The sequence below is a fragment of the Microbacterium sp. genome (assembly GCF_048259935.1).
GTDB lineage: Bacteria > Actinomycetota > Actinomycetes > Actinomycetales > Microbacteriaceae > Microbacterium.
This window is the reverse complement of sequence record NZ_JBLXHF010000001.1, coordinates 97,835-110,743: the sequence shown is the minus strand read 5'-3', so window position 1 is coordinate 110,743 and position 12,909 is coordinate 97,835. Positions and strand designations below refer to the sequence as shown.

12 protein-coding genes are annotated in these 12,909 nt (G+C 67.0%); 6 read left to right on the top strand and 6 right to left on the bottom strand.

Going from position 1 to position 12,909, the window contains the following annotated elements; all coding sequences use genetic code 11:
• Positions 1 to 91: 91 nt before the first annotated feature.
• On the top strand, positions 92 to 523 hold the full coding sequence (locus ACN0RC_RS00480; protein ID WP_417508099.1) for an Lrp/AsnC family transcriptional regulator: 432 nt from the start codon (positions 92 to 94) through the stop codon (positions 521 to 523).
• 21 nt (positions 524 to 544) lie between these two features.
• Here the strand turns inward: ACN0RC_RS00480 and purH are convergent, their stop codons facing one another.
• From purH to ACN0RC_RS00465, 3 genes are read right to left on the bottom strand one after another with little or no spacing between them, the layout of a single operon-like run.
• Positions 545 to 2,155: a bifunctional phosphoribosylaminoimidazolecarboxamide formyltransferase/IMP cyclohydrolase gene (gene purH / locus ACN0RC_RS00475; RefSeq protein WP_417508098.1), complete on the bottom strand. Its 1,611-nt coding sequence runs from the start codon at positions 2,153 to 2,155 to the stop codon at positions 545 to 547.
• Positions 2,156 to 2,194: 39 nt separating this feature from the next.
• A complete protein-coding gene (gene purN / locus ACN0RC_RS00470) occupies positions 2,195 to 2,776 on the bottom strand; it encodes a phosphoribosylglycinamide formyltransferase (protein WP_417508097.1) in 582 nt (193 codons plus the stop codon).
• Positions 2,777 to 2,785: 9 nt separating this feature from the next.
• The gene (locus ACN0RC_RS00465; protein ID WP_417508096.1) at positions 2,786 to 4,150 is read right to left on the bottom strand and encodes a DUF6350 family protein; all 1,365 of its coding nucleotides are present in this window, start codon (positions 4,148 to 4,150) and stop codon (positions 2,786 to 2,788) included.
• A 90-nt stretch (positions 4,151 to 4,240) separates the two neighbouring features.
• On the opposite strand from ACN0RC_RS00465, the gene ACN0RC_RS00460 reads away from it, so the two are divergent.
• Positions 4,241 to 5,677, top strand: a complete 1,437-nt coding sequence (locus ACN0RC_RS00460; protein ID WP_417508095.1) for an NCS2 family permease — start codon at positions 4,241 to 4,243, stop codon at positions 5,675 to 5,677.
• A 143-nt stretch (positions 5,678 to 5,820) separates the two neighbouring features.
• Positions 5,821 to 6,795 carry a glycerophosphodiester phosphodiesterase gene (locus ACN0RC_RS00455; protein ID WP_417508094.1) on the top strand — a complete coding sequence of 325 codons (975 nt, stop codon included), beginning with the start codon at positions 5,821 to 5,823 and terminating at the stop codon, positions 6,793 to 6,795.
• A gap of 11 nt (positions 6,796 to 6,806) precedes the next feature.
• On the opposite strand, the gene sucD is transcribed toward ACN0RC_RS00455, so the two are convergent.
• Together sucD and sucC are read right to left on the bottom strand one after the other, a co-directional pair.
• Positions 6,807 to 7,709 (bottom strand): succinate--CoA ligase subunit alpha, encoded by a 903-nt coding sequence (gene sucD, locus ACN0RC_RS00450; protein WP_417508093.1) that lies wholly within the window; start codon positions 7,707 to 7,709, stop codon positions 6,807 to 6,809.
• 47 nt (positions 7,710 to 7,756) lie between these two features.
• Positions 7,757 to 8,923 carry an ADP-forming succinate--CoA ligase subunit beta gene (gene sucC / locus ACN0RC_RS00445; protein WP_417508092.1) on the bottom strand — a complete coding sequence of 389 codons (1,167 nt, stop codon included), beginning with the start codon at positions 8,921 to 8,923 and terminating at the stop codon, positions 7,757 to 7,759.
• A gap of 136 nt (positions 8,924 to 9,059) precedes the next feature.
• Here sucC and ACN0RC_RS00440 point away from each other — a divergent pair, with 136 nt between their 5' ends.
• Positions 9,060 to 9,725, top strand: coding sequence for a TetR/AcrR family transcriptional regulator (locus ACN0RC_RS00440; protein WP_417508091.1), 666 nt, complete (start codon positions 9,060 to 9,062; stop codon positions 9,723 to 9,725).
• A 1-nt stretch (position 9,726) separates the two neighbouring features.
• On the opposite strand, the gene ACN0RC_RS00435 is transcribed toward ACN0RC_RS00440, so the two are convergent.
• Positions 9,727 to 10,218 carry a hypothetical protein gene (locus ACN0RC_RS00435; protein WP_417508090.1) on the bottom strand — a complete coding sequence of 164 codons (492 nt, stop codon included), beginning with the start codon at positions 10,216 to 10,218 and terminating at the stop codon, positions 9,727 to 9,729.
• A gap of 78 nt (positions 10,219 to 10,296) precedes the next feature.
• Here ACN0RC_RS00435 and ACN0RC_RS00430 point away from each other — a divergent pair, with 78 nt between their 5' ends.
• On the top strand, positions 10,297 to 11,748 hold the full coding sequence (locus tag ACN0RC_RS00430) for a phytoene desaturase family protein (protein ID WP_417508089.1): 1,452 nt from the start codon (positions 10,297 to 10,299) through the stop codon (positions 11,746 to 11,748).
• 113 nt (positions 11,749 to 11,861) lie between these two features.
• The gene (locus tag ACN0RC_RS00425; protein ID WP_417508088.1) at positions 11,862 to 12,905 is read left to right on the top strand and encodes an ATP-dependent DNA ligase; all 1,044 of its coding nucleotides are present in this window, start codon (positions 11,862 to 11,864) and stop codon (positions 12,903 to 12,905) included.
• Positions 12,906 to 12,909 lie beyond the last annotated feature (4 nt).

Below are 12,909 nucleotides of genomic sequence, written 5' to 3'. Positions count from 1 at the left end.
GAGATAGAACGCGCGTACTTTCAATCAGCAGCATGAGTCATTTCTGCTAGTTCATAGACACAATGCATACGTCTGACATACGTTTTGTATCATGGCTGCCCTGGACGACCTGGACCGACGCTTGGTTTCACTGCTGCGCGCAAACGGACGCGAGCCCGTCATCACCCTGGCCAGAAGGCTCGGCGTCACACGCGCGACAGTGGATAGCCGTCTGCGTCGGCTCGTCGCAGGCGGCACCATCGTCGGGTTCTCCGTGCGCGTGCGCGACCCCGCCGAGGCCTCGACCGTGCGGGCACTCATGATGGTCGCTGTCGAGGGGCGCAACACCGACGATGTCATCCGCAGCCTTCGCGGCATCCCGGAGATCGCAGCCCTCCACACGACGAACGGACGCTGGGACCTCGTCGCCGAGATCATCTGCGACAGCCTCGCGTCATTCGATGAGACACTGGGCGCCGTGCGCGGCATCGACGGGATCCGCGACAGCGAAACGAGCATTCTGCTCAGCTCCGCCACCGCATGACCGCCGATGCCGCGAGCGGCCTCAGTGGAAGAAGTGCCGCTCTCCGGTGAAGAACATCGTGACGCCTGCGGCCTTGGCCGCAGCGATCACCTCGTCATCGCGCACGGACCCACCCGGCTGGATGATCGTCGAGATGCCGGCGTCGAGGAGCACCTGCGGACCATCGGCGAACGGGAAGAACGCATCGGATGCCGCGACCGACCCCGCTGCACGATCCCCCGCACGCTCCACCGCGAGGCGGCAGGAGTCCACACGGTTGACCTGCCCCATGCCGACACCGACCGTGGCGTTGCCCTTGGCGAGCACGATCGCGTTGGACTTCACCGCACGGCACGCCTTCCAGGCGAAGATCATGTTCTCGAGCTCGGAGTCATCCGGACGCTCGCCGGAGACCAGCTCCCAGTTCTTCGCGACCGAGAGGATGTCATCGGGGAAGCGATCAGCGTCCTGCAGCAGCAGTCCGCCCGAGACCAGGCGCACATCCATGCGCTCCTGCTGCCAGTCATCCGGCAGCTGCAGCAGGCGAAGGTTCTTCTTCGTCTTGAACACCTCGAGCGCTGCGGGCTCGAAGGAGGGGGCGACGATGACCTCGGTGAAGATGTCCTTGAGGTTCTCGGCCATCTTCAGCGTCACGGTGCCGTTGGTGGCGATGACACCGCCGTAAGCCGAGACCGGGTCGCACTCGTGCGCGCGCAGGTGCGCGCTGGCGATCGGGTCGAGCGCGTTGGGCGCCGTCGTCGCGATACCGCAGGGGTTCGCATGCTTGACGATGGCCACCGCGGGCAGCACCATGTCGAAGGCTGCACGCAGCGCGGCATCCGCGTCGACGTAGTTGTTGTACGACATTTCCTTGCCCTGCAGCTGAACCGCCTGCGCGATGCCGTGCTCGCCGACGCGCGTGTAGATCGCACCGCGCTGGTGCGCGTTCTCGCCGTAGCGCAGGGTGGACAGGCGCTCGGCCTTGATCGTGAGGTGCTCGGGCAGTTCACCGGTTTCGTCGTTGAGCGTGCTCTCGGAGAACCACGCGGCGACAGCCGCGTCGTATGCCGCCGTGTGCGCGAACGCGCGAGCGGCGAGCTCGCGGCGCTGGGTGAAGTTCGTGCCACCGGCCTGAATGGATTCGATGATCGCAGGGTAGGACTCGGGCGAGACGACGATCGCGACGTTGGCGTGGTTCTTCGCCGAGGCGCGCACCATGGCAGGACCGCCGATGTCGATCTGCTCGACGACGACATCGTCTGCTGCTCCCGATGCGACGGTCTCGACGAAGGGGTACAGGTTCACGACGACGAGCTCGAACGGGGCGATCTCGAGCTCAGCGAGCTGTCGCTCGTGGTCTTCGAGACGCAGGTCGGCGAGAAGTCCGCCGTGGATGCTGGGGTGCAGAGTCTTCACGCGCCCATCGAGCATCTCGGCAGTGCCGGTCACCGAGGCGACATCGGTGACCTCGTGCCCGGCTTCACGGATCGTCGCCGCAGTGGATCCCGTCGAAACGATCTCGACACCGGCGTCGACCAGGGCCGCTGCCAGCACCAGCAGGTCGGTCTTGTCGCTGACCGACACCAATGCGCGTCTGATCGGGACGACGTCGCGATCGCGGTACAGGGATGAATCGTGGCTCGGACCGGCCATAGATGTTCTCCTTCTTGCGGGGGGCGGGCGGGTTTTCGGTCAGGGGATGAGAGCGAGGTCGCCAGTGGCGATGCGGCGCACGACGTCGATGAGCAGCCTGCGCTCGACGGGCTTGATGCGCTCGTGCAGGGTGTGCTCGGTGTCGCCGGGGTGCACGGGGATCCGCTCCTGCGCGAGGATCGGCCCCGAATCGACGCCGCCGTCGACGACGATGACGCTGGCACCGGTCTGTGCCGCACCGGCGGCGAGCGCGTCACGGACGCCATGTGCGCCGGGGAACTCCGGAAGGTACGCCGGGTGGGTGTTGATGATGCGCGGCGCGTAGCGGGCGACCAGGTCTGCCGGGAGCAGACGCATGAGGCCGCTCAGGACGACGAGGTCGGGCTGCCAAACGTCGAGCTGCCGGTCGAGCTCCTCGCCCCAAGCCTCTCGACTCTCGAATGCGCGGTAAGGAACCGCGAAACTCGGGATGCCGAATTCTTCCGCATGCGCGAGCCCAGCGGCATCGCGATCAGCGCCGACGACGACGATCCGCGCGGGGAAATCCGGGTGGCGTGCGGCTTCGAGGAGGGCGCGGAGGTTCGAGCCGGCGCCCGAGATGAGAACGGCGACCGTGAGCACCCGGCCAGTCTAGCGGGGCGTAGGAGTGCTGCCGTCCCCGAAGAATCCGTGGTCATCCAGAGGCTGAGTGTCGTTCTCCTCGGCCCCGGTCCAGACGGGCAGTGCGGCATCATCATCGAGCGGGGATGCGCCCATCTCGGCGACCCAGCGGTCGGTGCGCTCCTCGGCGATCTCATCGCGATTGCGCGGCGCGAGGAGCATGATCGACGCACCGACCAGCACTTCGACGCCGATGGCGAGCGCTGTCCACCCGGCGTGGGGCCCGATCTCTGCCATGCGTCCTGGCCCGATCGCTCCCGAGGCCAGCGCCGAGGCGATGGCGACGACTCCCGCGCTGAACCCTGCGACAGCGAGAGCGATCACCGCCCGCGGCCCGACGGCATGCGCGGCATCGCTCCACACCAGGCGTGATCGGATCAGCCAGCCGGCGAACGCACCAGCGCCGACCGGAAGCAGCACCACGACGAGCATCCAGATCGAGCTGTTCTCCGGAAGGAGTCCGAAGACCGGTACACCGGGAACGACGCCGAGCTGCGTCCCGGCGGGCGAGACCGCCGTGCCTGCGCCGACGGCGAAACCAGGTCCTGCGATCCACGCGGTCGCCCACACCAGCAGCGTGGGGAGATAAGCGAGATGTCCGAGGGTGAGCACTGCCGCTCCGGTCGCGTCCACGCGCGCCGATTCGAACAGCGCGACCACCTCTCCCCCGCGTACAGCGACGGCGAGCGCGACGGCGAGCGCGGCTGCACCCATCAGGGCGACGATGACTGCCGCGGTGCCGCGAACGACTTCACCGGGGACGACGCTCCAGTCCCCCCAGCCGTCGACCCGGTCGTGGATGCGGTCGATGACCCCGCCATCTCCCTCGCGCCACGCGTAGGCCACAGCCCCGCAGAGCGCGCCGACGAGATAAACGGCCGAGGGCAGGAGAATCGCCAGCCACATCTGCACCTCGGCGATTGCGCTGCGCGCAGTGAGCGCAACGAGAACGGCGATCGCGGTGAAGACGATCGTGCCGGCGACCGCGCCCAGCAGCCCGGCTCCCGAGCGTGCGGCGCGTGCGCCGGAGCGAGCAGCGAAGAGCAGGGTGAACACGAGGAACGCCAGGGGCGTCAGCGAGAGCGTGAAGCGCGCAGCATCCGGGGCGATTCCGACGGCGGAGACGACGGCATCCGGAATGACGATGTCCATCGACACCCCGTGACCGAACTGCCAGAGCGTGCCGGTGACGGGCCAGAGCCCTCCCCAATCGGCGGTCGCACCGAGCGTGAGCGTCCACAGCAGAGTCAGGGGCGCGAGCAGCACCGCCAGCCCGACGGCCGCCGCGATGGCGGCATCGACGGCAGCGAGAATCGCGACAAGAAGGCGTTGCATGACTCATCGAGACTACGACGAGAACCTGATCGCCTCGCGTGGGCGCGCGCGAGTGCGCGGACACGATATCGTTCCGGAGGAGGTTTCCCGATGACAACTGCCCCCTCACCCGCCACCAACGCCCCCGCCGAGTCACCAGCCGAACCGAAGAACGCATTCGACCGCTTCTTCGAGATCACCAAGCGCGGCTCGACGATCGGCACTGAAATCCGTGGCGGCATCGTCACGTTCGTCACGATGGCCTACATCGTGATCCTCAACCCGATCATCCTCTCTACCCCTGACATCGACGGCAACGTCCTCGACGGCGGCGCCGTCGCAGCGGCCACTGCCCTCACCGCCGGTGTCATGACTCTGCTGTTCGGCATCGTCACCCGCCTGCCGTTCGCGTTCGCCGCGGGCCTCGGCATCAACGCCTTCGTGGCCTTCTCGGTCGTTGGGTCGGTGACCTGGCCGGAGGCCATGGCGCTGGTCATGATCAACGGCGCGGTGATCGTGCTGCTGGCTGCCACCGGCCTTCGGAAGATGATCTTCGACGCCGTCCCCGTGCAGCTGAAGCTGGCGATCACGGTCGGCATCGGCCTGTTCATCGCCTTCATCGGTTTTGTCAACGCTGGATTCGTCACCGCGACCGGCAACCCCTCGCCGCCGATCGATCTCGGCGTCGGCGGCTCGGTCGCCACGATCCCGACGCTGATGTTCGTCGTGACGCTGCTCATCGGCGGCGTGCTGATGTCGCTGCGCACCAAGGGTGCGATCCTGATCGCTCTGGTCTCGGGCACCATCATCTCGGCGATCATCGCTGCGATCTGGCCGGACTCCGGATTCGTGTTCGACTTCTCCGGCGGCATCGTCGGCGTTCCCGACCTCAGCCTGATCGGGCAGGTCGACTTCGGCTTCGACCTCGGCCGCGTCTCCGGCGTCGCACTTGTGATGATCGTCTTCACGCTGATCTTCTCGAACTTCTTCGACGCCATGGGCACGATGACCGGCCTCGCCGGTGAAGCGGGCCTTGCCGACAAGAAGGGCGACTTCCCGCGCATCAAGTCGGCGCTGGTCATCGAGGGCGTCGGCGCGATCGCCGGTGGTGCAACATCGTCCTCGTCGGCGACCGTGTTCGTCGAGTCCGGCTCCGGTATCGGTGAAGGTGCACGTACCGGATTCGCGACCTCGATCACCGGTGTGCTGTTCCTGCTGGCGATGTTCTTCGCACCGCTGACGGGACTGGTGCCTGGCGAGATCGCCGCAGCGGCGCTCGTGCTCGTCGGTGCCCTCATGCTCGCGCAGATCAAGAACATCGACTTCAGCGACTTCCGCGTGCTGCTGCCGGTCTTCCTCACCGCGACCGTCATGCCGATGACCTACTCGATCGCCAATGGCATCGGTGCGGGCTTTGTCAGCTGGATCGTCGTGAACGCACTTTCCGGCCGCGCCAAGACCATCCACCCGCTGCTGTGGGTCGTCGGTTTCGGGTTCGTGCTGTTCTTCGCCCGCGGGCCGATCGAGGCGGCATTCGGCGTCGCCTGATCACCCCGCGCCTCTTCCGGGGCCGCGATCTGCTGAGATTCCCTCTGCGCTGAACAGCGCAGAGGGAATCTTCGTCTCGACAGGCAGGCGAATGTAACGAAAAGGTCTCGACGCCGAGCGTCCGCTCTGCCAGGATGCTGATCATGAGCGTTCGACGACGACGCCTGTGGGGTGCAGGAGCGGCTTGTGCAACCGTATGCACGCTGCTCACGGGCTTCGTCTCACCCGTCGCCCAGGCTCTCGCTCCTCCACCCGATGCCGCCCGACACATCGCGGGTGCAGCCACCCGTTCTGCGTCGCTGCTCGACCTGGTCATTCTTCGCCCATTGGCCGTGCTGCGCGAGCCGGGTCAGCCCGCGGCGATCATCGGGCACCGCGGTGATTCCGCTGCAGCTCCCGAGAACACCATGGCCGCGTTCGAACTGACCACGAGCGTCGGCGCGGAGTATTTCGAGATCGACATCCGGATGTCGAAGGACGGCGTCCCTGTCGTCATGCACGACAGCACCGTCGATCGGACGACCGATGGCACGGGAGCGGTGGCCGATCTGACCATCGCCGAGCTCAAGGCTCTGGATGCCGGCTCGTGGTTCGATGAGTCCCACACCGGCGCCCGCATCCCCGCGCTCGACGATGTGCTCGCTCTCGTCGCTGACACGCGTCGCACCGATGTCGTCATCGAGTACAAGGGCAACTGGACGAAGGCCGGCGTGAAAGCGACGATCGAGATGATCGACCACGCCGGTCTGGAGAACCGGGTCATCGCGCAGAGCTTCAGTGAGAAGACCGTCGCTCAGCTCAGAAAGGCTGCCCCCGACCTCGTCGTCGGCTGGCTCACCCACGCCCTCGACGCGCCGACCATCCGGGCCGCTCGCCAGATCGGTGCGGATGCCGTCAACCCTGCGGTCGCGAGCGCACGAGCCGTCGCCCTCGCGCACGATGCAGGGCTCGGTGTCTTCGTGTGGACGCACGACGCCGATGCCGACTGGGAGGAGCTCACCGCGATGGGCGTCGACGGGATCGTGACGAATCGCCCTGATGCGCTCCAGGCGTGGTCGCATCAGCGCAGTACAGATAGAAGAAGGCCCCAGGGTGGAGCCCGGGGCCTTCAGTTCTAGCTTACACGTGCTTACAAAGCGTTCACGATCTCGCGCATCAGGTCTGCGGCCTCGGACGGGGTCTTCCCGACCTTGACGCCGGCGGCCTCGAGGGCCTCCTTCTTCGCCTGAGCGGTTCCCGCAGAGCCGGAGACGATGGCGCCTGCGTGGCCCATGGTCTTGCCCTCAGGGGCCGTGAAGCCCGCGACGTAGCCGACGACCGGCTTGGTGACGTGCGCCTTGATGTACTCGGCCGCGCGCTCTTCGGCGTCGCCACCGATCTCGCCGATCATGACGATCGCCTTGGTCTCGGGGTCTGCCTCGAACGCCTCGAGCGCATCGATGTGCGTGGTGCCGATGACCGGGTCGCCGCCGATGCCGATGGCGGTCGAGAAGCCGAGGTCGCGCAGCTCGAACATCATCTGGTAGGTCAGCGTGCCCGACTTCGAGACGAGACCGATCGGGCCCTTGCCCGTGATGTTCGCCGGCGTGATGCCGACGAGCGCCTCATCGGGGGTGATGATGCCGGGGCAGTTCGGGCCGATGATGCGGGTCTTGTTGCCCTTGCTCTTCGCGTAGGCCCATGCCTCAGCCGAGTCGCCGACGGGAACACCCTCGGTGATGACGACGAGCAGTGGGATCTCGGCGTCGATGGCCTCGATCATGGCGGACTTGGTGAAGGCGCCGGGGACGAAGGCGATCGACACGTCTGCGCCGGTCTCCTTCATCGCCTCTGCGACGGTGGCGAAGACGGGAAGCTCAACAGCCGCGCCGTCCTTGTCGGTGTGCGAGACGGTCGTGCCAGCCTTGCGGGCGTTGACGCCGCCGACGACCTGGGTGCCGGCCTTGAGCATGAGGGCGGTGTGCTTGGTGCCCTCACCGCCGGTGATGCCCTGGACGATGACCTTGGAATCCTTGTTCAGGAAGATCGACATTTCTCTTATCCTTTGCTTAAAATCCGGTCCCTGAGCCCGTCGAAGGGTCAGGCGTTCGCCAGCTCGGCGGCCTTGTCGGCGCCCTCGTCCATGGTGGCGGCGAGAGTCACAAGCGGGTGGGCGTACTCGGCGAGGATCGCGCGACCCTCGTCGACGCGGTTGCCATCCAGGCGCACGACGAGCGGCTTGGATGCTGTGGCGCCGAGAGTCTCGAGCGCACCCTTGATGCCGTTGGCAACAGCGTCACACGCGGTGATGCCACCGAAGACGTTGACGAAGACCGACTTGACCTGCGGGTCACCGAGAATGACGTCGAGGCCGTTCGCCATGACCTCGGCGGATGCCCCACCACCGATGTCGAGGAAGTTCGCGGGCTTGACGCCACCGTGGTTCTCGCCGGCGTAGGCGACGACGTCGAGCGTCGACATGACAAGACCTGCGCCGTTGCCGATGATGCCGACCTGGCCGTCGAGCTTGACGTAGTTCAGACCAGACTTCTTGGCCTTGGCCTCGAGCGGGTCAGCAGCATCCTTGTCCTCGAGCGCCTCGTGCTCGGGGTGACGGATCTCAGAAGCGTTCTCGTCGAGAGTGACCTTGCCGTCGAGCGCGATGATGTCGCCCTCTTCGGTGCGAACCAGCGGGTTGACCTCGACGAGGGTGGCATCCTCGCCCTTGTAGACCTCGTAGAGCTTCACGAAGACGTCGGAGACCTTCTCGATGAGGTCTTCCGGGAAGTTCGCCGCGCGAGCGATCTCGACGGCCTTTTCCTTGTCGATTCCGGTCAGCGGGTCGACCTCGATGCGGGCGAGAGCCTCGGGGCGCTCGACAGCGAGCTCTTCGATCTCCATGCCGCCCTCGACGCTGCACAGCGAGAGGTAGGAGCGGTTGGCGCGGTCGAGCAGCACGGAGAAGTAGTACTCCTCGGCGATGCGAGCACCGGCTGCTACCATGACGCGCTTGACGATGTGGCCCTTGATGTCCAGGCCGAAGATGGCCTTGGCTGCCTCGTACGCCTCATCGGGGTTCTTGGCGACCTTGACACCGCCTGCCTTGCCACGACCACCGGTCTTGACCTGAGCCTTGACGACGACTACGCCGCCGAGCTTCTCCGCTGCCGCTTTCACCTCCTCGGGGGTGTCCGCGACGATGCCGGCGAGGACCGGCACTCCGTACTTCTCGAAAACGTCTCGTGCCTGGTACTCGTACAGATCCACTGTGCTTCCTTCACTGGGCTGCGGGGGCGGAAAGTCTCTCGATATCGAGATATCGACCAGTAGTACAGCCTACTACTCTCGTCTGAATGGGTAATCCGGCACCGCCGTGCTGGCGCATAGCCCTAGGCTTCGTGCTATGCATGAGTCCGCAAAAATGCCGGGCGGCGTCGTTGCCGCAGCACTGGCTCTGTTCCGCGAGCAGGGGTTCGACCAGACTTCTGTCGAGCAGATCGCGAAAGCCGCGGGTGTATCCCGGTCGACATTCTTCCGACAGTTCGGCGGCAAAGAAGACGTCGTCTTCGCCGATCATGAAGTGCTCCTCGGCGAGCTGCGCGAGTTCCTCGCCGAGGGGCATCGCGACCCCTGGGAAGCAGTCTGCCGCGCGTCACAGCACGTGTTCTCGCACTTCGCGCATGACCCGGAGATTGCCCGGCTCCGCTACCAGATCGTGCGGCAGGTTCCGGCGTTGCGGGAACGCGAGATCGTGACGGTGTTCCGCTACGAGCGGCTCTTCGACGACTACCTGCGTCGTGCGCTTCCGGGGATCGACCCGTTGGATGCTGTCGGCTTCGCCGCCCTCGTCACCGCGGTGCACAATCACGTGCTCCGCCAGCTGCTGCGCGGCACGAAGCGCGTGGCGCCGTCGGTGCTGCAGTCGGCGCTCGATGATGTGCGCCGGAGATACGGCGTGCTCCCGGAGGCCCCGGATGCCGCCGCAGACGACGTCATCGTCGCGGTGTTCCCCCGCGCCATGCCGATCGCAGAGGTATCGCGCCGGCTGCAGTCCGAGCTGGAGTCGTAGCTCAGTCGCAGTTGCAGCCGCCGGAGGCGTTGCGCACCATGAAGCACACATCGCACACGCCGTATTCGCGTTCGGCCACCGGCGTCGCCTTCGGCTTGGCCGGAGCCGCCGCACTCGCACGCGGTGCGCGCGCTGCAGGCTTCTTGACTGGGCTGAGCGGTCGGAACTCGCTCGGGTGCGAGACGTAGAAGTACGGGGCGCGTCCTTCGCTCGGGCGAAGTCGCAGCGCGGCGGAGCCGACGAGGATCTGCTCGTCCTCGGTGAAGCCGTTCGTGTAGGTCTTGCCAATGTGGAGCGGGGCTCCCTCGCCGAGACGGATCGCCTCGATGTATCGGCCTCGATCGATCAGCGAGCTGATGCCGACGGCATCCACGATCGCGGTGATGAACTCGATGTTCGCCGGGTCGGTTCTATGCGCGCGCAGCGCGTCGGAGAGATTGCGGTATGGACGGGAAGTGCCTGCGGGCGTAGGGCCCTGAATCTCATTCATCATCTCCAAGGGTCTCACGTCCAGCTGGGCAGTTGCGCCGAATGCCGCTCGCGGAGTCGTTCGGGCTGGAAGACTGAGGGCATGACACGCGCGACGATCATCGGCAGTGGGCCGAACGGACTCGCCGCAGCCGTATCGCTCGCCCGCGGCGGCTACGAGGTCCGCGTCCTCGAAGCTGCCGAGAGCATCGGCGGCGGCATCCGCACCACAGGGGCGACCCTCCCCGGTTTCGCGCACGATGTGTGCTCTGCGGTGCACCCCGCAGCCCTCGCGTCCCCGTTCTTCCAGGCATTCGGGCTCGCCGAGCGCGTGGACTGGATCACGCCGGAGATCTCCTACGCACACCCGCTGGACGGCGGCCGGGCCGCCATCGCCTGGCGCGACATCGAGCGCACCGCGAAGGATCTGGGCGCAGACGAGCGCGCCTGGCTCTCGTTGCTGCGTCCGCTGAGCTCGCACATCGACGGCGTCGTCGACTTCACCGGCAACCAGCTGCTGCGGCTGCCGCACGACCCGGTCACGGCCATGCGCTTCGCGATGCGGATGCTCGAGCACGGCACACCACTGGCACGACGCGCATTCCGCACCCCCGAGGCCGCTGCCCTGCTGTCAGGGGTCTTCGCCCACGCGAGTACTCCGCAGCCGTCGCTGGCGGGAGCCGCGGCAGGACTCCTGCTGGCCGCGCAGGGCCATGCGGGCGGATGGATGTATCCGCGCGGCGGCGCGCAGCGCATCGCGGATGCTCTCGTGACTGATCTGGAAGCGCACGGCGGCACGGTCGAAACCGGCGTGCACGTGCACGATCTCGCCTCGCTCGACTGGGGCGATCCGAATCACGGCGACGTGCTGCTGCTGAATTCTTCACCGCGCCTCGCGCTGACGCATCCCGATGCCCCGGCATCGTACGCGCGCGCCCTGCGACGCTACCGATACGGACCGGCTGCGGCGAAGGTCGATTTCGCCCTTGATGGCCCCGTGCCGTGGCTCGATGCGCAGGTCGCGCAGTCGCCCACCGTCCACGTCGGCGGCACCCGAGAAGAGATCTGGGCGAGCGAGAACGCTGTCATCGCCGGTCGCGTCTGTGACCGGCCGTACGTGCTCGCTGTGCAGCCCTCTGTGCTCGATGACACTCGGGCCCCTGCGGGCAAGGCCGTGCTCTGGGCGTACATCCACGTTCCCTTCGGATCCGAGGTGGATGCCACCGAGCTCATCACCGCGCAGATCGAGCGCTTCGCACCGGGCTTCCGCGATCTCATCCTCGCAACGCACTCGGTCGCGGCATCCGACCGAGAGGCGATCAACCCCTCCGAGATCGGCGGGGACGTGCTGGGTGGCGCATTCACGATCCCGCAGGCACTGGCACGGCCGGTGCTGTCGACGCATCCGTGGCGCACCCCGATGCGCGGGGTGTATCTGGCCTCAGCATCCACGCCTCCCGGCCCGGGCGTGAACGGCATGGCGGGCTGGCACGCGGCTCGGACCGTGCTCGAAGACGCCGGGCGCCCGTCCGCGCTCGCCGAGCTGTTCTCGTAGCGCGGCGCACCCGCTCGGGAGGGGTCGCAGATGGTCGCCTCAGTGCGCAGGAAGCGACCATCCGCGCCACCTCCCCCCTGTCGCTCCGCGCGCGCACGCGCGAAGATGGGGCCATGCGCTACGAGATCCCCGCACCGATGCTCGCGAAGGCGGCCGCATCCGTCCCCGACCCAGTGAAAACGGCGGGCGGGATGCTGTTCGAGCCGAAGTGGGACGGGTTCAGAGGGCTGATCGCGTGGGACGGCGAAGCCGTAGAGATCGGTTCACGCGGCGCGAAGCCGCTCACCCGCTACTTTCCTGAGCTCGTCGATGCTCTGCCGCAGATCCTCTCGGAGCCGTGCCTGCTCGACGGCGAGATCGTCGTCGCTACCGGCGCTCCGGGCGCACAGCGCCTCGACTGGGAAGCCCTGAGCCAGCGCATCCATCCCGCGGCGTCACGGGTTGCGCGACTGGCAGAAGAGACTCCCGCGATGTTCATCGCCTTCGACCTGCTGGCCCTCGGCGAGGAGTCCTTGCTGGCCGAACCCTTCCACCAGCGCCGAACGCGCCTGGAACAGCTGCTCGATGGGGTGCCGCACCCGCTCCACCTCACCCGCACCACGCGTGACCACGCGGTCGCCACGCAGTGGCTCGCCGAGTTCGAGGGCGCCGGGCTCGACGGCGTCGTCGCCAAGCCTCTTGACCAGCCGTACGCACCCGGCAAGCGCACGCTCATCAAGATCAAGCACGCGCGCACCGCGGATGTCGTGGCGCTCGGCTATCGCATCCACAAGTCCGGTTCCGGCGTCGGGTCCCTCCTGGTCGGCCTGTACGACAGCGACGGCACGCTCCGCCAGGTTGGCGGAGTCGCAGCCTGGAGCGACAAGCGGCGCCAGGAGCTCGTCGACGAGCTCGCACCGCTGGTCGAACGAGACGAGTCCGGCGACGCGGTGAAGGGTGCGAGCGAGCGCAGTCGCTTCACCGGCGCGAAGGATGTCTCGTTCGTGCGTCTCCGCCCCGAGCGCGTGCTCGAGGTGCGCTATGACCAGCTCGAGGGTGCGCGGTTCCGCCACACAGTGCAGTTCGAACGCTGGCGCCCTGACCGTGATGCGCGCTCGTGCACATATGAACAGCTCGAGACCGTCGCGGGGTACGACCTCGCCGACGTGCTCGCCTGACCGC